At 71.6% G+C, this 23,692-nt stretch carries 22 protein-coding genes; 4 read left to right on the top strand and 18 right to left on the bottom strand.

Annotated features, from left to right (window positions below):
* Positions 1-15: 15 nt before the first annotated feature.
* Genes DEJ00_RS17905 through DEJ00_RS17880 form a run of 6 tightly spaced genes read right to left on the bottom strand, consistent with a single transcriptional unit; the run spans position 16 to position 5,304 of the window.
* Positions 16-1,116, bottom strand: coding sequence for a calcium:proton antiporter (locus DEJ00_RS17905; RefSeq protein ID WP_111058284.1), 1,101 nt, complete (start codon positions 1,114-1,116; stop codon positions 16-18).
* A 12-nt stretch (positions 1,117-1,128) separates the two neighbouring features.
* The gene (locus DEJ00_RS17900; RefSeq protein ID WP_258373729.1) at positions 1,129-2,169 is read right to left on the bottom strand and encodes an ABC transporter ATP-binding protein; all 1,041 of its coding nucleotides are present in this window, start codon (positions 2,167-2,169) and stop codon (positions 1,129-1,131) included.
* Positions 2,166-2,966, bottom strand: a complete 801-nt coding sequence (locus DEJ00_RS17895) for an ABC transporter permease (RefSeq protein WP_071246956.1) — start codon at positions 2,964-2,966, stop codon at positions 2,166-2,168. The genes DEJ00_RS17900 and DEJ00_RS17895 overlap by 4 nt, the downstream gene beginning before the upstream one ends.
* Before the next feature lie 3 nt (positions 2,967-2,969).
* Positions 2,970-3,773 carry a molybdate ABC transporter substrate-binding protein gene (gene modA / locus DEJ00_RS17890; RefSeq protein WP_027466068.1) on the bottom strand — a complete coding sequence of 268 codons (804 nt, stop codon included), beginning with the start codon at positions 3,771-3,773 and terminating at the stop codon, positions 2,970-2,972.
* Positions 3,770-4,186, bottom strand: a complete 417-nt coding sequence (locus DEJ00_RS17885; protein ID WP_071406518.1) for a molybdopterin-binding protein — start codon at positions 4,184-4,186, stop codon at positions 3,770-3,772. The genes modA and DEJ00_RS17885 overlap by 4 nt, the downstream gene beginning before the upstream one ends.
* A 59-nt stretch (positions 4,187-4,245) precedes the next feature.
* Positions 4,246-5,304 (bottom strand): ThiF family adenylyltransferase, encoded by a 1,059-nt coding sequence (locus tag DEJ00_RS17880; RefSeq protein WP_181440230.1) that lies wholly within the window; start codon positions 5,302-5,304, stop codon positions 4,246-4,248.
* 95 nt (positions 5,305-5,399) lie between these two features.
* Between DEJ00_RS17880 and DEJ00_RS17875 the strand changes: the two genes are divergently transcribed.
* Positions 5,400-7,052, top strand: a complete 1,653-nt coding sequence (locus tag DEJ00_RS17875; protein WP_111058282.1) for a glycosyltransferase family 39 protein — start codon at positions 5,400-5,402, stop codon at positions 7,050-7,052.
* Positions 7,053-7,136: 84 nt separating this feature from the next.
* On the opposite strand, the gene DEJ00_RS17870 is transcribed toward DEJ00_RS17875, so the two are convergent.
* The 5 genes from DEJ00_RS17870 to DEJ00_RS17850 all read right to left on the bottom strand — a co-directional run bounded on the left by DEJ00_RS17870 (position 7,137) and on the right by DEJ00_RS17850 (position 12,627).
* Complete coding sequence (locus DEJ00_RS17870; RefSeq protein WP_027466065.1) at positions 7,137-8,069, bottom strand: 4-(cytidine 5'-diphospho)-2-C-methyl-D-erythritol kinase; 933 nt, start codon at positions 8,067-8,069, stop codon at positions 7,137-7,139.
* Between the two features lie 9 nt (positions 8,070-8,078).
* A complete protein-coding gene (locus DEJ00_RS17865; RefSeq protein ID WP_111058281.1) occupies positions 8,079-9,398 on the bottom strand; it encodes an O-acetylhomoserine aminocarboxypropyltransferase/cysteine synthase family protein in 1,320 nt (439 codons plus the stop codon).
* Positions 9,398-10,438: an LLM class flavin-dependent oxidoreductase gene (locus tag DEJ00_RS17860; protein WP_111058280.1), complete on the bottom strand. Its 1,041-nt coding sequence runs from the start codon at positions 10,436-10,438 to the stop codon at positions 9,398-9,400. The genes DEJ00_RS17865 and DEJ00_RS17860 overlap by 1 nt, the downstream gene beginning before the upstream one ends.
* A 147-nt stretch (positions 10,439-10,585) precedes the next feature.
* Entirely contained in the window at positions 10,586-11,584 is a 999-nt protein-coding gene (locus DEJ00_RS17855) for a RimK family alpha-L-glutamate ligase (RefSeq protein WP_111058279.1), read from the bottom strand.
* 200 nt (positions 11,585-11,784) lie between these two features.
* Positions 11,785-12,627 carry a helix-turn-helix transcriptional regulator gene (locus tag DEJ00_RS17850; protein WP_071246969.1) on the bottom strand — a complete coding sequence of 281 codons (843 nt, stop codon included), beginning with the start codon at positions 12,625-12,627 and terminating at the stop codon, positions 11,785-11,787.
* Positions 12,628-12,728: 101 nt separating this feature from the next.
* Here DEJ00_RS17850 and DEJ00_RS17845 point away from each other — a divergent pair, with 101 nt between their 5' ends.
* Entirely contained in the window at positions 12,729-13,469 is a 741-nt protein-coding gene (locus tag DEJ00_RS17845; protein ID WP_111058278.1) for an SDR family oxidoreductase, read from the top strand.
* 139 nt (positions 13,470-13,608) lie between these two features.
* Here DEJ00_RS17845 and DEJ00_RS17840 read toward each other — a convergent pair whose 3' ends face one another.
* From DEJ00_RS17840 to rsmI, 6 genes are all read right to left on the bottom strand, one after another.
* Positions 13,609-14,148, bottom strand: a complete 540-nt coding sequence (locus tag DEJ00_RS17840; protein WP_146248014.1) for a hypothetical protein — start codon at positions 14,146-14,148, stop codon at positions 13,609-13,611.
* A gap of 37 nt (positions 14,149-14,185) precedes the next feature.
* Positions 14,186-14,719: a type II toxin-antitoxin system VapC family toxin gene (locus DEJ00_RS17835; RefSeq protein ID WP_146248013.1), complete on the bottom strand. Its 534-nt coding sequence runs from the start codon at positions 14,717-14,719 to the stop codon at positions 14,186-14,188.
* Positions 14,720-15,086: 367 nt separating this feature from the next.
* Complete coding sequence (gene rsmA, locus DEJ00_RS17825) at positions 15,087-15,938, bottom strand: 16S rRNA (adenine(1518)-N(6)/adenine(1519)-N(6))-dimethyltransferase RsmA (protein WP_111058275.1); 852 nt, start codon at positions 15,936-15,938, stop codon at positions 15,087-15,089.
* A gap of 2 nt (positions 15,939-15,940) precedes the next feature.
* Complete coding sequence (locus DEJ00_RS17820) at positions 15,941-16,873, bottom strand: TatD family hydrolase (protein ID WP_111058274.1); 933 nt, start codon at positions 16,871-16,873, stop codon at positions 15,941-15,943.
* Positions 16,870-18,438, bottom strand: a complete 1,569-nt coding sequence (gene metG, locus DEJ00_RS17815; protein ID WP_071247092.1) for a methionine--tRNA ligase — start codon at positions 18,436-18,438, stop codon at positions 16,870-16,872. Before metG ends, DEJ00_RS17820 begins: the two co-directional genes overlap by 4 nt.
* Positions 18,439-18,572: 134 nt before the next feature.
* On the bottom strand, positions 18,573-19,394 hold the full coding sequence (gene rsmI, locus DEJ00_RS17810) for a 16S rRNA (cytidine(1402)-2'-O)-methyltransferase (protein WP_111058285.1): 822 nt from the start codon (positions 19,392-19,394) through the stop codon (positions 18,573-18,575).
* 65 nt (positions 19,395-19,459) lie between these two features.
* Here rsmI and DEJ00_RS17805 point away from each other — a divergent pair, with 65 nt between their 5' ends.
* Positions 19,460-21,091, top strand: coding sequence for a dolichyl-phosphate-mannose--protein mannosyltransferase (locus DEJ00_RS17805; protein ID WP_111058273.1), 1,632 nt, complete (start codon positions 19,460-19,462; stop codon positions 21,089-21,091).
* 127 nt (positions 21,092-21,218) lie between these two features.
* Here the strand turns inward: DEJ00_RS17805 and DEJ00_RS17800 are convergent, their stop codons facing one another.
* A complete protein-coding gene (locus tag DEJ00_RS17800; RefSeq protein ID WP_111058272.1) occupies positions 21,219-21,881 on the bottom strand; it encodes a TetR/AcrR family transcriptional regulator in 663 nt (220 codons plus the stop codon).
* A 171-nt stretch (positions 21,882-22,052) separates the two neighbouring features.
* Here DEJ00_RS17800 and DEJ00_RS17795 point away from each other — a divergent pair, with 171 nt between their 5' ends.
* Positions 22,053-23,594 (top strand): MFS transporter, encoded by a 1,542-nt coding sequence (locus DEJ00_RS17795; RefSeq protein ID WP_027466052.1) that lies wholly within the window; start codon positions 22,053-22,055, stop codon positions 23,592-23,594.
* Positions 23,595-23,692 lie beyond the last annotated feature (98 nt).

The raw sequence follows: 23,692 nt of genomic DNA, 5'->3' as shown, positions 1-23,692 counted from the left end.
GAGACAGGCCCCGCCCTACGGCGAGACGGACAGCACGATGAACGCGGCGAAGATCACCAGGTGCACCCCACCCTGCAGCCGAGTGGCACGACCGGGCAGCACGGTGAGCACCGCCGCGACGATCGTCAGCGCGAGCAACACGATCTGCGACGGCCCGAGCCCGAGCAGCAGCGTCCCCGGCATGAACAGCGACGCGACCGCGATCGAGGGGATCGTCAGACCGATCGACGCCATCGCGGACCCCATCGCCAGATTCAGGCTCGTCTGGATCCGGTTCCGTGCGGCGGCCTTCGACGCGGCGATGCCCTCCGGCAGCAGGATGAGCAGCGCGATCACGACACCGACGAACGACGGCGGGAACCCGACGGCGGCGACCCCGGCCTCGATCGCGGGCGACTCCACCTTGGCGAGCCCGACCACGGCGACGAGCGCGACGACGAGCAGCCCGAGCGACACCATCGTGGTGCGTCCCGACGGGCAGGCGGCGTGGGCGTCCTCGGACTCGACGAGCACCCCGCCGGCACGGTTGACCGGCAGGAAGAAGTCGCGGTGCGCCACGGTCTGCGTGACGACGAACAGCCCGTAGAGCACCAGTGACGCGATCGCGACGAACACCAGCTGCGTCCCCGTGAAGGAGGCGTCGTCGGTGCCGGTGGTGAACGTCGGCAGCACCAGGGTCAGCACGGCGAGCGCGGCCACCGTCATGGTCGCGGCGCTCGCGCCCTCCTGGTTGAAGCGCACGGTGTTGTGCCGCAGGGTCCCGATCAGGATCGCGAGGCCGACCAGCCCGTTCATCGTGATCATCACCGCCGAGAACACCGTGTCGCGCGCCAGGGTCTCGGCCTGCGCACCGCCGGAGCTCGACAGCGAGATGATGAGCGCGACCTCGATGATCGTCACGGCGACGGCCAGCACGAGCGAGCCGAAGGGTTCCCCGACCCGGTGTGCGACGACCTCGGCGTGGTGGACGGCCGCCAGGACCGTGACGGCGAGCACGACGGCGACGACGACCACCACGGCGGTGCCGAGCCCGTAGCGGCCGTACGAGAACGCGAGCACGACGGCCGCCAGGATCGGCGTGGCCACGGGCCACACCTTGGGGAACCAGGAGGTCATCCGACCATTGTCTCAACCGCGGGGAGCGTAGACCGCAACCTCGGCTGCGGGGACGTCGATGCACACCGCGTCGCCGGGGGCGATCCCGAGCGCGGTCAGCCGCGCGAGCGTCAGGTCCGCCACCAGGTCACCGGCCCGTACCCGCACCAGTCCGTCGCGCGGCTCGAGCGACGAGACGGTGCGCGTGGCTCCGGCACCGTCCCGCGTCAGCACGGCGGCCGTCGGGTGGAAGGCAGCCAGGGCGGGCCGGCCGGGAGGCACGGCGTGCGTCCCGGACGCCAGCTCACCCCCGCCGTCGATCGCGATCCCACCCCCGGTGGCGGTCCCGCGCACCAGCGCGAGTCCGGAGAACGTCGCGGCGAACGCACTCGTCGGACGACCGAGCACGGCCGCGGGGGTGCCCTGCTCGACCACCCGGCCGCCCTCGAGCACGACGACGCGGTCGGCCAGGGCGACGACCTCGACCGGGTCGTGGGTGACGAGCACCGCGGGCCGGCCGGCGACGGCGGTCCGGAGTGCCGCGCGGACCTCGTCCTGCGCGCCGACGTCGAGCGCCGAGGTCGGTTCGTCGAGCAGCAGCACCGCCGGGTCGGTGGCGAGCGCCCGGGCGATCGCGACGCGCTGCGCCTGACCCCCCGAAAGAGTCCCGGGGGCGCGGGTGGCCAGGTCGGCGACCGCGACGGCGTCGAGCGCGTCGCGGGCGAGCTGCCGGGCCGTGGCGCGACCGGCTCCGGCGGCTCGGGGGCCGAAGGCGACGTTCCCGACGACGTCGAGGAACGGGAACAGATCGGGCCGCTGCGCGACGAGTCCGGTCCGACGACGGTGCGCGGGCAGGGTGTGCCGTGCACTCGAGGCATGGACCCCGCCGAGTTCGATCCGGCCGGCGTCGATCGGCAGCAGCCCGGCCAGGGCCTCGAGCACCGTCGACTTGCCCGCGCCGTTCGGCCCGATGACCGCCAGGCACTCCCCCGCTCGGACCTCGATCGCGACGTCGACGTCCCGCGGCCCGACGACGACGTGCGCCCGGACGCCCACCGCACCCTCGGCCGTCACGCCAGGGCTCCGCGCGTCCGGAACGACGAGGCCCCGATGACGACGACCGCCACCACGACGAGCACGACCGCCAGCGCCACCGCGGTGTCCGGGTCGACCTCGCGCTGCAGGTAGACCTCGAGCGGCAGGGTCCGCGTGACCCCCTGCAGGCTGCCGGCGAAGGTCAGGGTGGCCCCGAACTCGCCGAGCGCCCGGGCGAAGCACAGCACGAGCCCGGACACGATCCCCGGCAGGACCCGCGGCGTCGTGACGGTCAGGAACGTCCGGGTCGGCCCGGCGCCCAGGGTCGCGGCGACCCGCTCGTACCGGTCACCCTCGACGCGGAGCGCCCCCTCGACCGAGGACACCAGGAACGGCATCGCGACGAAGGTCTGCGCGATGACCACCGCCGTCGTGGTGAACGCGATGTGCAGGCCGTGGTCGTCGAGGAACGCCCCGACCACCCCGAGCCGACCGAAAGCCGCGAGCAGGGCGAGACCACCGACCACCGGCGGCAGCACGAGTGGCAGGAGCACGACGGCCCGGGCGACGCCGACCCACCGCGACCGCGACCGCGCGAACAGCACGGCGAGCGGGTACCCGAGGACGAACGCGACGCCCGTGGCCGCGAGGGCCGTGCCGAGGCTGAGCCCGAGCGCGGTCAGTGACGCGGTGGAGGTCACGAGCCCGACGAACGACGACCAGTCCACCCGGCCGAGCATCGCGAGCACCGGCACGACGACGAACAGCCCGCCGAGCACCGCGGGCAGCGGGAGCCACCACGCGACCGGCGGCCGTCCGTCAGCGCGCGGAGCCACGGGTCAGGGCTTCCCGAAGCCCGCGTCGGAGAGCACGCGCTGCCCGGCCGCGGAGCGGACGTACTCCGAGAACGCCTGCGCGAGCTCCGGGTCCTGGGATTCCCGGAGCACGCCGATCGGGTACGTGTTGACGGCTTTGCTCGACTCGTCGAACGGGACCCCGTCCACCTTGCCGCCGGCCCCGCGGACGTCCGTCACGTAGACGAGTCCGGCATCGGCCTGACCGGACTCGACCTTGCCGAGCACGTCGGTGACGGACTGCTCCTCGCTGACCGGCTCGAGGTCGACGCCCGATGCGGACTCGACCTTCGCCGTCGCGGCACCGCACGGCACCGGGGCGGCGCACGTGACGAGCTGGACACCCGGAGCCGTCAGGTCGTCGAGGCCGCCGATGCCCCGCGGGTTGCCCGGTGCGACCGCGATCTCGAGCGTGTTCGTGGCGAAGGCCCGCGGCGACCCGGTCACCAGGTCACCCGAGGTCAGCTTCGTCATGTTCGCCTGGTCCGCCGCGGCGAACACGTCGGCGGGGGCGCCGTTCTGGATCTGGGTGACGAGGTCGCTGGAGCCGGCGAACGAGAACCGGATCGAGGCGCCGGGGTGCGCGGTCTCGTACTGCTTGCCCAGGGTCGTGAAGGTCTGCTGCAGGGACGCGGCGGCGAAGACGGTGATCGAACCCGACACGTCGGCGTCCGCGCTCGACGACGGTGACGAGGACCCCGCGGGAGCGTCGGCGGTGGAACACGCCGACAGGCCGAGCGTCGCCAGGACGGCGAGGGGTACGAGCAACGAGCGGGAACGACGGGTCATCGGGGGTCCTCCTGGTGGGCGGGTGCCTCGACGGCGACCATCGTGGCCTTGACGGACGCCACCGCGACGGACCCGACCTCGAGCCCCAGGTCGCGGACGGCCTCGGCACTCATCAGGGACACCACACGGTGCGGGCCGCACTGCAGTTCGACCTGCGCCATCACGGTGTCGACGACCAGGTCGGTGACGATCCCGACGAAGCGGTTGCGCGCCGAGCTCTTCACCGCGGACGCCGGGTCGGTCAGCTCCGAGCTGCGTTCCCGTGCGTAGGCGGCGACCTCGCGACCGTCGACCACGGCTCGCCCCGCGTCGTCCGTGGCACGGGTGAAGGTGCCGCCGTCGACGAGCCGACGAACGGTGTCGTCACTGATCCCGAGGAAGGCCGCAGCGTCCCGTACCCGCAGTTGCGTCATGATCAACCGATCCTATCCGCGGATGCGGCGGCAGGGGCGATGGAGGTGACCAGGCTGGGTCAGGACCGGTGCTCGATCGACACGGGCAGGCCCTCGCGACGCCAGGCCTCGAAGCCGCCGTCGAGCACCGCCACGCGCCTCCCGGCCGGCTGCCGAGCCGCCCACGCGTCCGCGCGGGGTCCGCGTGCGCAGTAGACGACGACCTCGTCAGCGCCGGTGTCGTCGGTGACGGCACCGGCGACCACGCCGTCCGCGCGTTCCTCGGCGGTCCGGACGTCGACGACGACCAGCGGGTCCGACGGGTCCGCCACTCTGGCGGCCAGGGCGGACGGCGCGATGCGCGGCGCCGCGGAGGCACCGGCAGCAGGTGCCGGTCGACGCGAGGCGGGCCCCCGACGGACGGGGCTCTCGGTCCAGCGCCACCGGCGGGCGTCGACGGTCAGGACACGTCCGAGCAGCGGGTCGCCCGTGCCGGTGACCATCGCGAAGACCTGTCCCGCCATCATCGCACCGACCGCGCCGCAGAGTGCGGGGACGACGCCGTCGAGGGCGCACGAGCCCTCGTCGGGCAGGGCGTCGGGGTGCAGGTCGTGGAAGTCGACGCCGTCGGACCCGGCGTCGCGGAAGACGCTTACCTGCCCGTCGTGACCGAGCACGGTGCCCCACACGAACGGCACGCCGGCCGCGGCGCAGGCATCCGAGACGGCCCGGGTGACCACGACCGAGTCGGCGGCGTCCACCACGACGTCGTGTCCGGCGACCAGGTCCGGCGTGAACGACGCGACCACGGCGACCGCGTCGAGTTCGGGGTCGACGGCGAGAGCGCGGGCGACCGCGACCCGTGCCTTCGGCGAGCCGACGTCCGCGGCGGTGAAGAGCGTCTGCCTGGCCAGGTTCGAGGCGTCGACCACGTCGGGGTCGACCACGGTGAGCCGACCGATCCCGGCGAGGTACGCGACCACCGGCGCCCCGAGCCCGCCGGCCCCGACGACGAGGACGCGTGATGTGGCCAGGCGTCGCAGCCCGGTGACCCCGACCTCGGCGAGCGCGGCGGTCCGCGAACCGAGCTGCACCCGCCCCGGGGAGAGCGCGGCGGCGGGGGCGACGAGGGGTTCCATCCCGTCATTCTGGCCCGTCGCACCGAACTCCTGCATGTGAGAGTTCAGTGCCTGGACGCGGCGGATCCCCAGAGCAGATCGGTACGGTCGCGGGCGTGAGTTCCCCCCGCACCGGTACCGTCCCGGTCCGACGCACGGCGTCGGACGCGTCGGTGCGCGCGCGCTCGCTGGGTCTCGTCGCGGCGGCCGTCCGAGCCCTCGCACGGACCCCCGAGATCACCGTCGGTGCGCTCGGCGTCGTCGTCGCAGCGGCCTTCAGCTGGGTGCCGTCGCTCTGGTACGACGAGGCCGCGACCGTCGCGAGTGCCCAGCGGAGCTGGCCGGCGCTGTGGGCCGAACTGCAGAACGTCGACGCCGTCCACGGGCTGTACTACGCCGTGATGCACGTCTGGTTCACGCTCGTCGGGTACTCGCCGTTCACGCTGCGGTTCCCGAGTGCCCTCGCCATCGGGGTCTCCGCCGGGCTCGTCGTCGCCCTCGGCCGTCGTCTCGGCGGCGTGCGGCTCGGCGTCGTCTCCGGGATCGTGTTCCTGGTCCTGCCCCGCGTCGCCTGGGCCGGCACCGAGGGGCGCCCGTACGCCACCGTCACGACCTTCGCCGTCGCGCTGACCCTCGTGGGGATCACCGCGGTCCGTCGCACCCGGATCCGGCACCACGCGACCCGGTGGTGGGTCGTCTACGGCATGCTCGCCGTGGTCGCCGTACTGTTCAACGTCTACCTGGCCCTGGCCGTCGTCGCGCACGGGGTCGTGCTCCTCTGGACCGCCGTCGCCGACCGCGCCGCGCGGCGCGACGCCGTGCTCTCCGAGCGCAGCGGTCCGGTGGCCGCGCCGATCGTCGACCGAGCCGCGTTCGTGCGCTGGGGCGTCGCCGCCGTGGGCGCCGCACTCGTGGTGTCGCCGTTCATCGTGCTCGCCGCCGGGCAGGCCAAGCAGGTCGGCTGGATCACCGGCGTCGGGTGGGCCACCGTGCGCCAGGTCGTCGCGACCGCGTGGTTCGGTGCCGTCTGGCCGTACGCGGTGCTCGGGTGGGTCCTGATGATCGTCGGGGTCGTGCTCGCCGTGCGTGCCGCCCGACGCCCTGCCCCGGCCACCCGCGACCTGCTCCGGATGCAGGCCGTCCGCGTCGCCGTCCCCCTGATGGTCCTGCCCACCGCACTGCTCGTCGGCGCGACCACGGCCGGGGAGCACCTGTACACCCCGAAGTACGCCAGCCTGAGCCTGCCGTTCGTCGCACTGCTCATCGGCCTGGCGATCACGGCGATCCGACCCCGGCGGTGGCTGGCGCTCGCGGTCGTCGGGATGCTGCTCGTGTCGGCCCCGACGAGCACGATCGTCCGGCTGCCCCACGCCAAGCAGGACTCGCACTGGGCGAACGCCGCAGCGATCATCGAGCGCGAGCGGGACCGGCGCACCGACCGGAACGAGGGCGTCGTGTTCGGCAGCGTCTGGCGGCACCCCGGCACCACCGCGCAGGTCATCGCCGATTCCTACCCCGAAGCCTTCACCGGGATGCGCGACCTCGCCGTCGCCGAGACCGGGGCCGAACGCGGACAGCTCTGGAACGTCAACGGCGACGTGGCCACGACGGTGCCCGAGCGGATCTCCGGCATCGACACCGTGTGGTTCGTCGGCGGCAAGTCGCGGAACATCCGCCCGCAGGTCACCGAGACGCTGGTGGCCGAGGGCTTCCACGTCGTGCGCTACTGGCACACCGGGACGGTCATCCTCTGGAAGTACAGCCGCTGACGGTGGCGGTCCAACCGCCGACGGTGGCGGTCCAGTCGCTGACGGTGGCGGTCCAGCCGCCGACGGCTGTGCCGGGGCGTCGGGTCAGTGCACCACGCGTGCGCCGTGCACCGGACCGGTGGCCCGGAGTGCGACGAGGCCGGCGGCGCTGAGTTCGACCTGCAGTTCGAGCGCGGCATCACGGTCGCCCACCAGGAACGCCACGGTCGGGCCGCTGCCGGACACCAGGCCGGCCAGGGCACCGGACTTCTCACCGAGCTCCAGGGTCGCCGCGAGCCGGGGCTGCAGCCGCATGGCCGGAGCCTGCAGGTCGTTGTGGACGCAGTCAGCGAGCAGGTCGGGGTCACCCGCGCGCAGCGCCTGCAGCACGTTGGCCTCGACCACGGGGTGCGACGGCGCCGGGGAGATGTCGGCTCGGTAGCGCTCGCGGTGCTCGTCGAGCGCACGGTAGACGGCGGGGGTGCTCAGCCCGTCGTCGCTCAGGGCGAGGACCCAGTGGAACTCACCCTTGGCCAGCGCGGGGCTCAGCTCGTCACCGCGGCCGGTGCCCACGGCGGTGCCGCCGGCGAAGGCGAACGGCACGTCGGCGCCGAGCTGCGCGGCGAGCCGGAGCAGCTCCTCGCGACCGAGCGCGGTGCCCCAGAGCGTGTCGACGGCGAGCAGGGTCGCCGCGGCGTCCGCGGAGCCACCGCCCATGCCGCCGGCGACGGGCACCTGCTTGTCGATGGTCAGCCGCACCCCACCGCGGTGTCCGGCTGCGTCGGCCACGAGCCGGGCCGCACGGATGGCGAGGTTCGACTCGTCGACCGGCACGGTGCTCGTGTCGATCGGCCCCGTGAAGGTGACCGAGAAGTCGTCGGCGGCCTCGGCGGTGACGTCCTCGTACAGGGACACCGCCTGGTACGCCGTGGCGACGTCGTGGTAGCCGTCGTCCTGCAGCGCCCCGACGGACAGGAACACGTTGATCTTGCCGGGGGCGCGCGTCCGCACGCGGGTCGGTGCGGCCAACGTGGTCATGCGCCCAACCTATCCCGCTGCGGCTGCCGTGAACCCCCGCGCCAGGTCCGCGGTGATGTCGTCGATGTGCTCGAGGCCGATCGACAGGCGGATGAGTCCGTCCCCCACCCCGGCGGCTGCCCGCTCGGAGGAGGTCATCTGCACGTGGGTGGTCGATGCCGGGTGCACGACGAGCGATCGGACGTCACCGAGGTTCGAGACGTGGTCGAACAGCTCGAGCGCCGCCACGAACCGTCGGCCCGCGGCGACCCCGCCGGCCAGGTCGAACGACAGCACGGCCGACGGCCCCTTCGGCACGTAGCGCTGCTGCAGGTGGTGCCACGGCGAGTCCGGCAGGCCGGCGTAGTGCACGTGCTCGACCTGGTCGTGGGCGTCGAGCCAGCTCGCCACGGTGGCGGCGTTCGACACGTGCCGGTCCATGCGGAGCGACAGCGTCTGGATGCCCTGGAGCACCAGGAACGCGTTGAACGGTGCGATCGCGGGCCCGAGGTCGGCGGACAGCTTCGAGCGGGTGCGCTGGATGAACGCCCGTCGCCCGAACTTCTCGGCGAAGTTCGTGTTCGCGAACCCGGACTGCTCGGTCGTGGCCAGCTGCGGGTAGGCGTCGGCGTGGGCCGCCCAGTCGAAGTTCCCGCTGTCGACGATGAGCCCGGCGATGGCGCTGCCGTGTCCGGCCAGGTACTTCGTCGCCGAGTGCACGACGATGTCGGCGCCGTGCTCGATCGGGCGGACCAGGTACGGCGTCGCGATGGTGTTGTCGACGATGAGCGGCACACCGGCCTCATGCGCGACCCCGGCCACCCCGGCGAAGTCCAGGACGTCCCCGCGGGGGTTCGGGATGGACTCACCGAAGAACGCCTTCGTCTCCGGACGCACCGCCGCCGCCCACTCGGACAGGTCGGTCGGGTCCTGCACGAACGTGAAGGTGATGCCGAGGTCCCGCAGGGTTGAGGCGAACAGCGTGTAGGTCGCGCCGTACAGCGAGGCGCTCGACACCACGTGGTCACCGGCGCGTGCGACACCGAGCACGGCCAGCGACGTCGCCGCCTGCCCGGACGCCAGCGCCAGCGCACCGATCCCGCCCTCGAGGTCGGCGATCCGGCGCTCGAGGGCTGCCGCCGACGGGTTGTTCACCCGCGTGTAGGTGTGGCCGGGAGCGTCGAGCATGAAGCGCGCGGCGGCGTCCTCGCCCGACGGGTAGACGTACGCGGCGCTCTGCGCGATCGGCGGCACGTTCGCGCCCCAGCCCGGATCGGCCTTGAAGCCGGCGCGGATCTGGCGGGTCTCGAACGCCCAGCCGTCCTCGGCGTTGGTCGGCGTGGCCCCCATCAGGACTGCGCCCCGACCGACTGCCGGACGAGCGGGATGACCTGCTCGCCGAACCGGTCCATCTCCTCGAGCTGCGGCGAGAACTGCAGCAGGAGCGTGTCGACGCCGGCGTCCTCGAACTCCCGGATGCGGTCCGCCACCTGCGATGGCGTCCCCACGAAACCGGGGCGCAGGCCGCGGTTCGACACCGAGTAGTCCTCGAGCGAGGGCACGTGCTCGAGCTGCGACTTCGAGATGAAGTCCTGGTACGACTCGTACGCCTTGCCGTGCTGCACGTCGGTGATCCGGGCGAGCTCGGCCTGCGCCTCTTCCTCGGTCTCGCGCACGATGACGTACGCGGCCATGCCGAACGCCTCGAACGGCGGCAGGCCGGCGTCGATGCGGCGCTGCTTCATCTCGTCGATCTTCGCGCGGAGCTCCGGGGCCGTGCCGCCGTGCGTGACGTAGGCGTCGGCGTACCCGGTGATCGCGGCCTTGCCGGCCTCGCTCTCACCGCCGGCGTAGATGCGCGGCGTCACGCGGGGCTTCGGCTCGAGGTGCGCGTTCTCGATGTCGTAGTACTCGCCCGAGAACGAGTACGGGGTCTCGCGCCACAGGCCCTTCATGACCTCGACGAACTCCGCGGTGCGCTTGTACCGGTCGTCGTGCTCCGAGAAGATCCCGCCGTACTGCTTCGCCTCTTCCGCCCACCAGGCGCTCACGACGTTGAAGGTGAACCGGCCGCACGAGATGTCGTCGATCGTCGCCGCCTGCTTCGCCGTCACCGCGGGCAGGTGGTACCCGGGACGCATCGCCGCCATGATCTCCAGGCGCTCGGTCGTCGCCGCGATGGCCGCCGCGAGCGACCACGCCTCGAGCGAGGGCGCCGCCGTGCCCTTGATGTCGTTGAGGTTGAGCTCCGGCACGAGCGTCAGGTCGAAGCCGATCCGCTCGGCGCGCTGCGCCAGGCGCTTCACGTAGTCGAAGGTGACCGGCATGTTCTCGTTGTCGACGTTGCGCAGCCAGCCGCCGAAGAGCGGGGTCCAGTATCCGAATCGCACGTTGGTTCCTTGGGGGTGTGGGAAAGGCGGACGGGCGGGAGCCGCTGGTTGACGACGCGAAGCGTTGTGCGGGTCGCGCTGCCGGAGCCAGCGGAGGCAGTCGTGGCGGGCCCGCCACGGGCCTCCAGTCCGGTGGTTCTTGCGTTCTCAGGCCGTGAGCTGCGCCGCGTACTGCGTCTCCAGCAGACCACCGAGGTACTTCGCGATGGAGCGCGGGCCGGAGGCCGGCGCGGACTCCTCGACCGCGGGGTTGTAGTTCGTGTTCGTGTTGATGTCGTAGACGACGGTGCGGCCGTCCGTCGTCTCCATGAACTCGACGCCCGCGATGGTGATGCGCTGGTCGGCGAGGAACGTGCGGAGCTGCTGGACCAGCTGGTGCTCGGCGGTGATCTCGGTCCGGACGGCGAACGCCGGGGGCGCGCCGACGGTCTCGGTGCCGGGGACGTCGCAGACGGCACCCGCGATGACCTGCGGCACCTCGCACGCGTCGGCGGGGCAGAGCTCGAAGCTGCCGGCGCTGGTGTCGACGCGGACCGCGTACACGAACTCGCCGCCGACGAACTCGACGCGGGTGATGAAGGGCTCGCGGGCCGTCAGGTACTCCTGCAGCAGGGTGATGCCGTCGACCGGCGCCTCGAACTCGGGGCTGTCGACGTAGGCGTCGAACTCGGCGAGCGAGTCGAACCGCCGGACGCCCAGGCCCTTGCCGCCCTGGTTGTGCTTCGTGATGAAGGGGATGTCCTGCCCGTCGGTGAAGGTGCGGGCGGCGTCCTTGAGCGTCGTCGTGCCGAACACGGCGGTCGTGCGCGGCACGTCGAACCCGGCCTGCTGCAGGAGACCGTGCTGGGCGACCTTCGACACCTCGAGCTCGAGCACGTGGCTGCCGCCGACGACCTGGCGGCGGGCTCGCTCGAGCCAGCCGAGGACCGCCCGGGTGTACTCCTTGCTGTGCTCGTGGCCGCGGGTGTGGGAGCTCGCGGACATGCGGCTCCAGTAGACGCCGGGTGCCGGCTCGGCCGCGAGGTCGATCTGCCCCTCGGTCAGCAGGATCTCCTCGACCGGGACGCCCTCGGCCTCGAAGGCGGCGGCGAGCGGGGGGAACCACTCGGGGTTCTCGTGGATGACGTACACGCGCGGAGTGCTCACGCCCCCACCCTAGGCACGGTATACCGCACGCGCCCAAGTGTGTGACGTGGCGTTGCTTCTCCGTGGGGGGGGGTCGCACGGGGTCCTGGTCGCTCGGTGCGGGGTTCCGTACTCGGTGCGACTTGCTCGCCGTCGCACGGCGTACGGAACCTCGCACCGTTCGATGCCGGCGGTGGTCGACCTCGCACCGTGCGAGGTCTTCAGCCGGCGAAGGTCTGCTGTCCGACGACGCCGAGGAGCTCGAGCTTCTGCGCGTCTTCCGATCCTGGGGGCGCCGTGAACAGCAGCAGCGCCTGCGCCTGGTCGTCGGTGTGCAGCACCTGGCAGTCGACGGTGATGCGGCCGAGCTCCGGCTGCACGATCGTCTTGTTGTCCGACCAGCGCGTGGCCACCTCGTGCTTGGCCCAGAGGTCGCGGAACTCGGCGCTGCGCGTCTGCAGCTCGGCGATGAGTTCGGTCGCCCGGCGGTCGCCCGGGCCGGCGAGCCCGACAGCCGCCCGGAGCGACGCGACCACCACCCGCCCCAGCCGCTCGTGCTGCTCGGGCGCGTACTTCGCGAGCTCCTCACCCGTCACGAACCACCGCCACGCCTGGTAGCGCCGGTTGCCGGGCAGGTCGACCGAGCTGCTGAGGAGCGCGGCCGCGAGCCGGTTCTCGACCAGGGTCTCGCCCAGGTGGCTGACGACGATCGCCGGGGTGTCCTCGAGCCGGTCGAGCACCCGCAGGATCGCCGGGTCGACGTGGTCGGCGCGGTGCATCCGGGTCGGGGCGTTCTGCCCGGCCAGGTGGAACAGGTGGTCGCGCTCGTCGAGGCTGCAGCGCAGTGCCCGGGCGATCGCGGCGATCATCTGCTCGGACGGCTGCGGTCCGCGTTGCTGCTCGAGTCGCGTGTAGTAGTCGACGGACATGCCGGCGAGGGCAGCGACCTCTTCGCGGCGGAGCCCCGGGGTCCGGCGTCGTGGCCCCTGCCCGAGGCCGACGTCCTCAGGGCGCAGCAACTCACGGCGACGGCGGAGGAAGTCGGCGAGCGCGGCACGGTCCATGGGTCGATCATCGTCCGCTTCCGGCCCGGGTGCCAGGGATCGCCGATCCCCCGATGACCGCGCTCTGGTTGCGACCGTGTCCACGGAGCATCGTGGTGGTCATGGACATCACGAACTCCACCGTCTTCATCCCCGGCGCGACCTCGGGCATCGGTCTCGCGCTCGCCCAGCGCCTGCAGGCCGCCGGCAGCACCGTCGTCATCGGCGGCCGTCGCCAGGCCCTCCTCGACTCCCTCGCCGCCGAGCACGGCTTCGGCACCGTGCAGATCGACGTCGCCGACGCGTCGTCGATCGAGGCCGCTGCCGCCTCGGTGCTCGAGGCCCACTCGTCGCTCGATGCCCTCATCACCATGTCGGGGATCATGCGTGACGAGGACCTCCGCGACCCCGGGCACATCCACGACGCCGTCGAGCTCGTCCAAACGAACCTGGTCGGCACGATCCGGCTCATCGACGCGTTCCTGCCGCACCTGCTCGCCCAGCCCTCGGCCACCCTGATGACCGTCACGTCCGGTCTCGCGTTCGTCCCGCTCACCGCGTCGCCGACGTACAGCGCGACGAAGGCCGGTGTGCACGCCTACACGCAGGCCCTCCGTCAGCAGCTCGTCGGGTCCTCGCTCGAGGTGCTCGAGCTCGCCCCGCCGGCCGTCATGACCGACCTGATGGGCGGCGCCGACTTCGGTGGGATGCCGCTCGACGCGTTCGCCGACGAGGTCATGGCGCTCATCGAGTCCGGCGCTGCCCCGGAGATCCTGGTGCAGAACGTGCACCCGCTGCGCTTCGCCGAGCGGAACGGCAACCACCAGCAGATCCTCGAGATGATGGCGTCCCGCGAGCACTGACCCGGGCGACGGCCCACGTTCGCACGGTGCGAGGTTCCGTGTTCGGTGCGAGGCAGTTCGGCTCGCACGGAACACGGAACCTCGCACCAGGCGTGGTGCGCCTCGCACGGTGCGAGGGGCACGTTGCCCTGTCGCGGCGTCAGAGGGTGGCGAGGAGCTGCTGCAGTTCGGCCTTCGCGTCGGGCATCCGCTCGGGGCCGGCGAGCCGTTCCCGCTGCACCGAGATGCGGACGGTGTCCGGCTTCGGACCGTCCTCGGTGTTGAGCAGCACGGATTCGCGGTCGTCGAAGGTCCAGCGGGCCGAGGGGCGCCTGCCGCCGCGGCGCTCGGACTTCGGCGTGGATCCGAGTGCCGCCCCGAACACCGGGACGATCCGATCGAGCACGGCCTCTCGTTCACCCGGGACCTGCCGTGAGGCCGACACCGCGAAGGTGCCGTCCGCACGCTGACCGGGGATGCGGAGCCCGCGGGCCTGTTCGTACCCGATGGTGATGCCCTGTGCCCACCACGGCTCGACGCCCCGACCGATCAACCAGGACGCGATCGCCGCGTGCCCGATGGTGGCTCCGTCCGCTCGGTCGATCAGGGCATGCCAGTCGTCGGGCTTCTTGCCCGTCGCTGCAAGGACGCGGTCCGGCGCCATCCCCTGTGCATGCGAGCGAACCGTTCCGTCGGTCATGCCGTCATCGTAGGCTGCGGGACCCCGCCAGCGCCGCTCACTGTCGGGAGCCGGCCCGCAGGCGACGCGCCAGCTGCGCACCCTTCGCGTCGATGATCAGCGGGAGACGCTCCTTGTCCACGACGCCGAACGCAGGATCGACCGTCACGAAACCGTCCACCTTCGACGAGATGGCGGTGGCGACGTGCACGGCACCCGAGGCTGTCAGGCCGAACTCCTCGATCAGCCCTGGGACTCCATCGCTGACGTCATCGATCCCGACCCAGTGCAGTTGCGTCGACCGCAGCAGGTCTCGCCATGCGGCCACATGGCGACGTGCAGCCTGCAGTCCCTTGTGGCGGGCAGATTCGAAGAGCTCGAACTCGGTGAACGCGCTGTACAGGATCCGCGTGTCGGCCAGGTCGAGGTGATCCCAGAACGCTGACGCCCCGACGTGCTGCGGCTCCGCACGGTGCAGCACGCATTCGATGAAACTCGTCTCGACGAGCACGACATCCGGCCTGCTGGTACATCCGTCGAACTCCAGTACCCGATGCTCGTCGAACTCACCGGATCTGAGTCGCTCGAACACGATCAGCGTGCCTGGCGGATGCGCGCGATGGGTTCGGCTCGGCAGTCCGGATCGATCGACTCGATCGCACGCCGTCGGCGCTCGCGGCGTTCTTCGAACGTGCCTTCAGGTCGCGGCGTCCGAGCGAACAGCGCTTGCCGCTCGGCGTCGGTGAAGATCCTCGGCCCCGGCGGCCGACCAGGATCCGCGCTGAGCAGGGCGCGCCGACGACCCGCTGTGAGCTGTTCCTCGGTCGGGCCGCGGCGGATCGGTCGGCGTGGTTCGGTCGGCTGCATGGTGTCCCCTCGGTCGATGCGATCAACCGTAGGAGCATCGAATGGACTTCACGAAACATTCCGTATTTCGCTGGAGCCAGGCGCGAGGAGGACTACTCCGCAGCCGCCAGGACCGCCCGCCCGAGCCGCACGAAGTCGTCCACACCGATCGCCTCGCCCCGGGCGGTCGGGTCGATACCCGCCGCGGTCAGGACCTCGGACGCGTGCGCACTGCCGCCGAGCACCCCGGACAGGCTCTGCCGCAGCATCTTGCGTCGCTGCTGGAACGCCGCGTCCACCAGCGTGAACACCCGCGACCGCAGGAGCTCGTCCCCCGGCGGCTCGTGCCGGTCGAACGCCACCAGGACACTGTCGACGTTCGGCACCGGCCAGAACACCTGACGGCTGACCAAACCGGCGGTGCTCCACGAGCCGTACCAGGCGGCCTTGACGCTCGGCGACCCGTAGACCTTGCTGCCGGGGCCCGCGGCGAGCCGGTACCCGACCTCGGCCTGCACCATCACGAGCGACCGCTCGATCGACGGGAAGGTCGCGAGCAGGTGCAGCAGCACGGGCACGGAGATGTTGTAGGGCAGGTTCGCGACGAGGTGCGTCGGCTCGACGTCGAGGTCCGTGGCGGCGACGGTCATGGCGTCCTGCTGCACGACCGTCAGTCTGGCGTCCGGCTGCATCGACGACACCGTCGACGGGAGCTTGGCGGCCAGGCGCTTGTCGATCTCGACCGCGGTGACGGGCGCGCCGGTCTCGGTGAGCCCGAGCGTCAACGACCCGAGCCCCGGGCCGATCTCGAGCACCTGAGCCGCTGGAGTCACGCCGGCGACCGACACGATCCGTCGCACGGTGTTGGCGTCGTGCACGAAGTTCTGGCCGAGCTTCTTCGTCGGGGTCACGTCGAGTTCGGCCGCGAGCTCCCGGATCTCCGCCGGGCCGAGCAGGGCACCCACGACTACTCGTCCACCGTCACGGGCTCGGCGTCCCACGCGCCGTAGACGAGCTCGGTGTTCGAGGCGATCTGGGCCGCGAGCATCGAGGCGTCCGTGCCGAGCGTCTCCGCCATCGACCGCAGGGTGAGCGGGATGAGGTACGGCGCGTTCGGGCGTCCACGGAACGGGGTGGGCGTCAGGAACGGCGCGTCCGTCTCGATCATGATCAGGTGCCGCGGGGCCACGAGCAGCGCTTCACGCAGCAGTGCGGCGTTCTTGAACGTCACGGTGCCGGCGAACGACATGTACCAGCCGCGCTCGGCGCAGAGCCGGGCGAGGTCCGGGCCGCCGGAGAAGCAGTGGAACACGGTCCGCTCCGGGGCACCCACGCGGTCGAGGACCTCGACCACGGCGTCGTGCGCGTCGCGGTCGTGGATCGTCAGCGCGAGGTCGTGCTCCTTCGCGATGCGGATGTGCTCCTCGAACGAACGGACCTGGGCGTCGCGGCCGTCCTCGCCAGTGCGGAAGAAGTCGAGACCGGTCTCACCGATCGCCCGGACCCGCGGCAGCGCGGCGAGCCGTTCGATGCCGGCGAGGTGCTCGTCGAGCAGCCCCTGTTCCTGCAGCACGGGCGCTTCGTTCGGGTGCAGCGCGACGGCCGCCAGGACCCGGGGCTCCCGAGCGGCGATCGACGCGGACCACTCCGAGGTGGCGAGGTCCGTGCCGACCTGCACGACACCGCGCACGCCGACGCTCGAGGCACGGTCGAGGTGCTCGCGGTACTCGAGCGGACCGTCACCCCCGGCGCCGACACCGTCGGCGATCTCCATGTGGGTGTGGTTGTCGTACACCGGCACGACGAGCGCCTGCGGCAGCGGCGGGTACGTCAGGTCGCGCTTCGAGCCACCGGAGCCCCCGTCCCCGCGGGACCGGACGTGCGACTCGGCGTCGGTCACGCGGAGACCTGCTCGATCCGCGGGAACAGCCCGCTCTCGAGCGGCACCACGTGCGACGCTGCCTGCCACTCGAACGCGCGGTCGACCCGCTGCTCGGCGACGGACCCGCCGGCGCCGATCGAGGCCCAGAGCTTCTCGGTCGCCTTCGGCATGACCGGGGACAGCAGGACGGTGACGGTGCCGAGGCCGCGGAGCGCGGTGGTCAGGACCGTGCCGAGGCGCTCGCGGTTGGCGTCGTCCTTCGCCAGGGCCCACGGCGCCTGCTCGGTGATGTACCCGTTCAGGGCGTCGACGAGCTCCCACACGATGGCGATCGCCTCGTGCGGGGCGAAGGCCGCGATGGCGGCGTCGGCACGCTCGGTGACCGAGACGGCCAGGGCGTCGATCGCCTGGTCGGACTCGGTCAGCGCGCCGCGCTCCGGGACCTCGCCGTCGCAGTACTTCTGCAGCATGGCGACCAGGCGTGACGCCAGGTTGCCGTAGCCGTTCGCGAGCTCGGCCTGGTAGCGCGCCGAGATGTCTTCCCAGCTGAAGTTGCCGTCCTGCCCGAAGGTGATGGCACGCAGGAAGTAGTAGCGGAAGGCGTCGGACCCGAACGTGTCGGTGATCTCCGACGGCGCGATGCCGGTCAGCTTCGACTTGGACATCTTCTCGCCGCCGACGAGCAGCCAGCCGTGGCCGAAGACGCGCTCCGGCACCGGCAGCCCGGCGGCCATGAGCATCGCCGGCCAGATGACGGCGTGGAAGCGGGCGATGTCCTTGCCGACGATGTGCACGCTCGGCCAGAGGCGCCGGAACGCCTCGTCGTCGTCGGTGCCGTAGCCGAGCGCCGTGACGTAGTTGAGCAGGGCGTCGAACCACACGTACAGCACGTGGTCGCTGTCCCACGGGATCTTGATGCCCCAGTCGAAGCTGGAACGCGAGATCGACAGGTCGCGGAGCCCCTGCTTGACGAACGAGATGATCTCGTTGCGGACGCTCTCGGGCTGGATGAACAGCGGGTTCGACTCGTACAGGTCGAGCAGGCGCTGCTCGAAGTCGGACATGCGGAAGAAGTAGTTGCGCTCGGCCAGCACCTCGACCGGGATCGAGTGGATCGCGCAGACCTGCTGGCCCTCGTACGCACCGGTGCCGGCGACCAGGTCGCTCGGCTGCTTGTACTCCTCGCAGCCCACGCAGTAGAAGCCCTCGAACTCGCCGGCGTAGATGAAGCCGTCGTCGTAGAGCTTCTGCAGGAACGCCGTCACGCCGCGCTCGTGGCGTTCGTCGGTGGTGCGGATGAAGTCGTCGTTCGCGACGTCGACCGTGTCGAGCAGTGGCTTCCAGGCGTCGTTGACCAGCCGGTCGGCCCATTCCTTGGGCGACACGTCGTTCGCCGAGGCGGTGCGCAGGATCTTCTGCCCGTGCTCGTCGGTGCCGGTGAGCAGCCAGGTGTCGTCGCCGCGCTGCCGGTGCCAGCGCGCGAGGAAGTCCGCGGCGACCTCGGTGTAGGCGTGCCCGATGTGGGGCACGTCGTTCACGTAGAAGATCGGCGTGGTGATGCTGAACGAGGACCCGGCGGACATGCGGACCATCCTACGGGCGCACGGAACCCCGATGACGCGTGCGGCGGTGGACTGTGGAGAACCGGGTCCGGGAGGCCCGTGACGGGCCCGCCCCGCGCCTCCAGACCGGCGGACGCGAACGTGACGAGCCCCGCTCAGCGCGCCGCGAGCGCCCCTTCGTACAGGTCGCGCTTCGACAGCCCGGTCGCGTCCGCGACCGCCGCGGCGGCCTCCTTCATGCGCATGCCGGCGGCCACCCGCTCGAGCACCAGCCGCACGCCGTCGTCGATCGTGGCTTCTTCGGTGGCCTCTGCCGCGCCGGCGACGACGATGCAGATCTCGCCCCGCACACCCTCGGACGCCCACGTGACGAGTTCGTCCAGCGGCCCGCGACGGACCTCTTCGTACAGCTTCGTGAGCTCGCGGCAGACCGCGGCGCGGCGGTCGCCCCCGAACCCGACGGCCATGTCGGCCAGGGTCTCGGCCAGCCGGTGCGGCGACTCGAAGAACACCATCGTCCGCTGCTCCCCCGCCAGCGCCTGGAACGCCCGGCGGCGCTCGCCGGCCTTGCGGGTCGGGAACCCCTCGAACGTGAAGCGGTCGGTGGGCAGCCCGGACACGGCGAGCGCCATGAGCACGGCCGACGGCCCGGGCAGGGCGGTGACGGTGACGCCGGCGGCCGCGGCGGCCTCGACGAGCGGGAAGCCCGGGTCGCTGATCGCGGGCATGCCGGCGTCGGTGAGGACGACGACGTCCTCGTCGCGGGCGAGCTCGACGACCTCGGACGCCTTCGCCCGCTCGTTGTGCTCGTGCAGGGCGATGAGCCGCGGACGGTTCTCGATGCCCAGGGCGCGCATCAGGTGGATGGCGGTCCTGGTGTCCTCCGCCGCGACGACCGTGGCGTTGGAGAGGGTCTCGACGAGACGGCGCGAGGCGTCCCCGAGGTTGCCGATGGGCGTTGCTGCGAGGACGATCACGCACCCATTGTCCCCGCACCCCAGTCGCAGCGCGGACATACGGTCGATCCGTAGGATGCTCAGCGATGACCAGCGAGCTGACCGACAACCGCACGGCCGTGCCCGACGGGCCGGTCGGCTCACGCCTGGACGACTGGTGGGGGCGGGTGCTCTCCACGTCGCAGCGGGTCGCCGTGTGGCGGTGGACGGGTCCGCTCGCGGTGACGCTCCTCGCCGCCGTGCTGCGGCTGGTGAACCTCGGCACCCCCCACTCGCTCGTGTTCGACGAGACTTACTACGTCAAGGACGGCTGGTCGATCGTGCACCTCGGGTACGAGGGCACCTGGCCCGCGAACCCGAGCGGTGACACCGCCCCGACGACCGACGACCGGTTCGTGCGCGGTGAGACGGACATCTTCACGAGCGCCGCGGAGTTCATCGCGCACCCGCCGCTCGGCAAGTACCTCATCGGCCTCGGGATGCTGCTGTTCGGGGCGGACAACTCGTTCGGCTGGCGCTTCACGGTGGCCGTGCTCGGCATCGCGACGGTGTTCCTGACCGCGGTGATCGCCCGGTCGCTGTTCCGTTCGACGATGATCGGCACGCTCGCCGGCTTCCTGCTCGCGATCGACGGGCAGGCGATCGTGATGTCGCGGGTGACGCTCCTCGACGGCATCCTGACCTTCTTCGTCATCCTCGGGTTCGGGGCGCTGCTGCTCGACCGACGGCAGGGTCAACGGCGGCTCGACGAGTGGGTCGCCGCCCGCACCGCCGCCGGGCGGACCACCCTGTGGGGGCCGGTGTTCTGGTGGCGACCGTGGTTGTTCGCGATGGGCCTGGCCCTGGGGCTGGCAGCGGCGACGAAGTGGTCGGGGGTGTACTTCCTGGCGTTCTTCGCCGTGTACTCCGTGCTCAGCGACATGATGATGCGCCGCCGCGCCGGGGTCGAGTTCTGGTCGTCGAGCGCGCTGCTGCAGCAGGCACCGGTGTCGTTCCTGCTGACCGTGCCGATCGCCGCGGTGACCTACGTGGCATCGTGGACCGGCTGGTTCGTGTCGAAGGACGGATGGGACCGCAACTGGCTGTCCTCGGGCGGCGAACGCTGGACCGGGCTGCTCGCCTGGGTGCCGGACAGCCTGCAGAACTGGTGGCACTACCAGTCGGAGATCTACGCCTTCAACATCGGGCTGCACACCCCGCACTCGTACCAGGCGAACCCGCTGCTCTGGCTCGTGATGCAGCGCCCCACGTCGATGTTCTACGTCGGCACGGACGCCGGACAGGACGGCTGCTGGGCGACCCGCTGCGGCGAGGCGATCACCGGCATCGCGAACCCGTTCATCTGGTACGCCTCGGTCATCGCGACGGTGGCGCTGCTCGTGCTCTGGATCCTGCGTCGGAAGTGGGAGTACGGCTTCGTCCTGCTCGGCGTCGCGGCGGGGTACCTGCCCTGGCTGATGTACGTCGACCGGACGGTGTTCCAGTTCTACACGATCGCGTTCGAGCCCTACATGGTGATGGCACTGGCCGCCGCGACCGGGTTGGTGCTCGGCAGGCGGAACGACGAACGGTCACGCCGGTCACGGGCGATCCTGTGGGTCGGCGTGTACCTGGGCGTCGTCGTGCTGGCCTCGGTCTACTGGTACCCGATGTGGACGGCGATGCAGGTGCCGTGGGACTTCGTCCGGTCGCACTACTGGGTCCCCAGCTGGCTGTAGCCGGTCCGGCAGGGCTGGCCGGTCTGACCGGGCTCGCCGCGCCCGTCGCGCTGGGCGCTCTGGTGGCGACCACCGCCGGACTGGAGGCGCGTGGCGACGCCGCCACGGGCCTCCAGTCCGGCGGTGGTCAGGACTGCGCGTGCAGCGCGCGCTCGATCGACTCGCGGTCCAGCGGGTCGCCGAGCATCGGCGCGGTGTCGTCCGAGCCCGGCAGGACGCCCTGGATCAGGAGTTCCGCGTAGCGGCGCCAGGCGTCCGGGTCGTGTTCGCGGGTGGCGTCGGCGACCGCACCGACCATCGCGGTGAGCATCGGCAGGTCCCGGTAGTCGAAGCCGGGGCGGACGACGCCGGCGGTCTCGGCACGGCCGATGATCGCGGCGACCTGGCGTTCGAGCCGGTCGCGCTCCTGCACGATGGACGGACGGGCCTTGCCGGCGCGGACGATGGCGTCGGCGAGGGCTCGGTCGCGTGCACGGAACGCGAAGACGCCCATCAGGTACACCCGGAGCGCCTCACGCGGGTCGGACACGTCGGCGGCGCGCGCTGCGGCGTCGTTCATGGCCTCGAACTTGGTGGCGAGCAGCGCCTCGATCAGGGAGTCCTTGTCGGCGAACCGTCGGTAGACGGTGCCGACCCCGACGCCGGCCTCGTGCGCGATGTCGTTCAACGTGACGGAGAGCCCGCGCTCGGCGAAGCACTTGCGCGCCGTCTGCAGGATCAGCTCACGGTTGCGCGCAGCGTCGGCGCGCAGCGGTCGCTCGAGGTCGGACACGGCGTCGGTGGTGCTCACGATCCGACCGTAGTTGCACTTTCTGGGAACAAGTGGATGCCCTCATTCCGTTTCGGTCTACACTGACCACAAACGGATGCCTCGCATCCGGTTTCGTCACCACCACATCTCGGGAGTGCCCGACGGCGCGCACCTCCACCCCACCCTCCAACCTTCTCGAAGGAGGCTGCCGTGACGGCAGAACACACCGTGCCGACCCCCACCGGGACAGCACCCACGACTCCGGGCACCACCCCCGCCAAGAGCAACCACCGCTGGATCGCCCTGGCGGTCATCGCCCTCGCACAGCTGATGGTCGTGCTCGACGCGACCATCGTGAACATCGCCCTGCCCTCTGCCCAGGCCGACCTGGACTTCGGCACCGACCAGCGGCAGTGGATCGTCACCGCGTACTCGCTGGCGTTCGGCTCGCTGCTGCTGCTCGGCGGTCGTCTCGGCGACCTGTTCGGCCGCAAGAACACCTTCATCATCGGGCTGGTCGGCTTCGCCGTCGCCTCGGTGCTCGGTGGCCTGGCCGACTCGTTCGGCCTGCTCGTCGCGGCCCGCGCGCTGCAGGGTGTCTTCGGCGCACTGCTCGCCCCGTCCGCACTCGGCATGCTGACCACCACGTTCCGCGACCCCAAGGAACGCGGTCGCGCGTTCGGCATCTTCGGGTCCATCGCCGGCTCGGGTGCGGCCATCGGCCTGCTGCTCGGCGGCGTGCTGACCGAGTACGCCTCGTGGCGCTGGTGCCTCTACGTCAACGTCGTCTTCGCCGTGCTCGGCGTGATCGGCGCCCTCGTCTTCATGGAGAAGCCGCCGAAGGTCGAGCGTCCGCGCATCGACGTCCTCGGGGTCATCACCATCACGCTCGGGCTCGTCGGCGTCGTCTACGGCTTCTCGAACGCCGAGACGAACGGCTGGGACTCCCCCGTCACGATCGCCATGCTCGCCGGCGGTGTCGTGCTGATCGCCGCGTTCGTGTTCATCGAGACCCGCGTCGCCCACCCGCTGCTGCCCCTGCGCGTCGTGCTCGACCGTGACCGCGGCGGCTCGTTCATCGCGATCGGTCTGGTCGCGATCGGCATGTTCGGCATCTTCCTGTTCCTCACCTACTACCTGGAGCAGACCCTCGGCTTCAGCTCGCTGCAGACCGGTCTCGCGTTCCTGCCGATGCCGCTGTCGATCATGATCTCGGCGACGCAGATCGGTGGCCGCCTGCTGCCGCGCGTCGGGCCGAAGGTGCTCATCTTCGCCGGTGGCCTGGTCGCCGCGACCGGGCTCCTCCTGCTGCTCCGCACCGACCTGGACAGCTCCTACGCGGGCACCGTCCTGCCGGCGCTGATCGTGATCGGCCTCGGCATGGGCACGATCTTCTCGTCCGCGATGAACACCGCCACGACCGGGGTCGCCCGGGCCGACGCCGGTGTGGCCTCGGCGACGGTGAACACCATGCAGCAGATCGGTGGCTCGATCGGCACGGCGCTGCTGTCGACGATCTTCGCCGACGTGGTGTCGAACAGCCTGTCCGGGCTGACCGCCGCCCCGACCAAGCTGCAGCAGGCCCAGGCCACGCTCGACGGGTACCACGTGGCGTTCGGCATCTCGGCCGGCGTACTCGTGCTCGTCGCCCTGGCCGGCGGACTGCTCATCAACCGGCAGTCGGTGCGGGTCGAGCGGCTCGCACGTGCCGGGTCCGCCACGACCGGGAGCATCCCCGCCGCGGCGCACTGACGCCGGCGGTTCGCTCCGCGTCTTCGGCCCGTTCCGGTTCTGCCGGGGCGGGCCGAAGACGCGGAGCGAACCGCCGGCGTCAGTGCGCCGCGGCGGGG

Source organism: Curtobacterium sp. MCLR17_039 (assembly GCF_003234745.1).
GTDB classification, from domain to species: Bacteria; Actinomycetota; Actinomycetes; order Actinomycetales; family Microbacteriaceae; genus Curtobacterium; species Curtobacterium flaccumfaciens.
This window is presented reverse-complemented; position numbering and strand designations above follow the sequence as displayed.

Coding starts and splice junctions, on each gene's coding strand:
- DEJ00_RS17905 (WP_111058284.1), bottom strand. CDS start 1,116: ATGACCTCCTGGTTCCCCAAGGTGTGGCCCGTGGCCACGCCGATCCTG.
- modA (WP_027466068.1), bottom strand. CDS start 3,773: ATGACCCGTCGTTCCCGCTCGTTGCTCGTACCCCTCGCCGTCCTGGCG.
- DEJ00_RS17885 (WP_071406518.1), bottom strand. CDS start 4,186: ATGACGCAACTGCGGGTACGGGACGCTGCGGCCTTCCTCGGGATCAGT.
- DEJ00_RS17880 (WP_181440230.1), bottom strand. CDS start 5,304: ATGGAACCCCTCGTCGCCCCCGCCGCCGCGCTCTCCCCGGGGCGGGTG.
- DEJ00_RS17870 (WP_027466065.1), bottom strand. CDS start 8,069: ATGACCACGTTGGCCGCACCGACCCGCGTGCGGACGCGCGCCCCCGGC.
- DEJ00_RS17865 (WP_111058281.1), bottom strand. CDS start 9,398: ATGGGGGCCACGCCGACCAACGCCGAGGACGGCTGGGCGTTCGAGACC.
- DEJ00_RS17850 (WP_071246969.1), bottom strand. CDS start 12,627: ATGGACCGTGCCGCGCTCGCCGACTTCCTCCGCCGTCGCCGTGAGTTG.
- DEJ00_RS17845 (WP_111058278.1), top strand. CDS start 12,729: ATGGACATCACGAACTCCACCGTCTTCATCCCCGGCGCGACCTCGGGC.
- DEJ00_RS17840 (WP_146248014.1), bottom strand. CDS start 14,148: ATGACCGACGGAACGGTTCGCTCGCATGCACAGGGGATGGCGCCGGAC.
- metG (WP_071247092.1), bottom strand. CDS start 18,438: ATGTCCGCCGGGTCCTCGTTCAGCATCACCACGCCGATCTTCTACGTG.
- DEJ00_RS17805 (WP_111058273.1), top strand. CDS start 19,460: ATGACCAGCGAGCTGACCGACAACCGCACGGCCGTGCCCGACGGGCCG.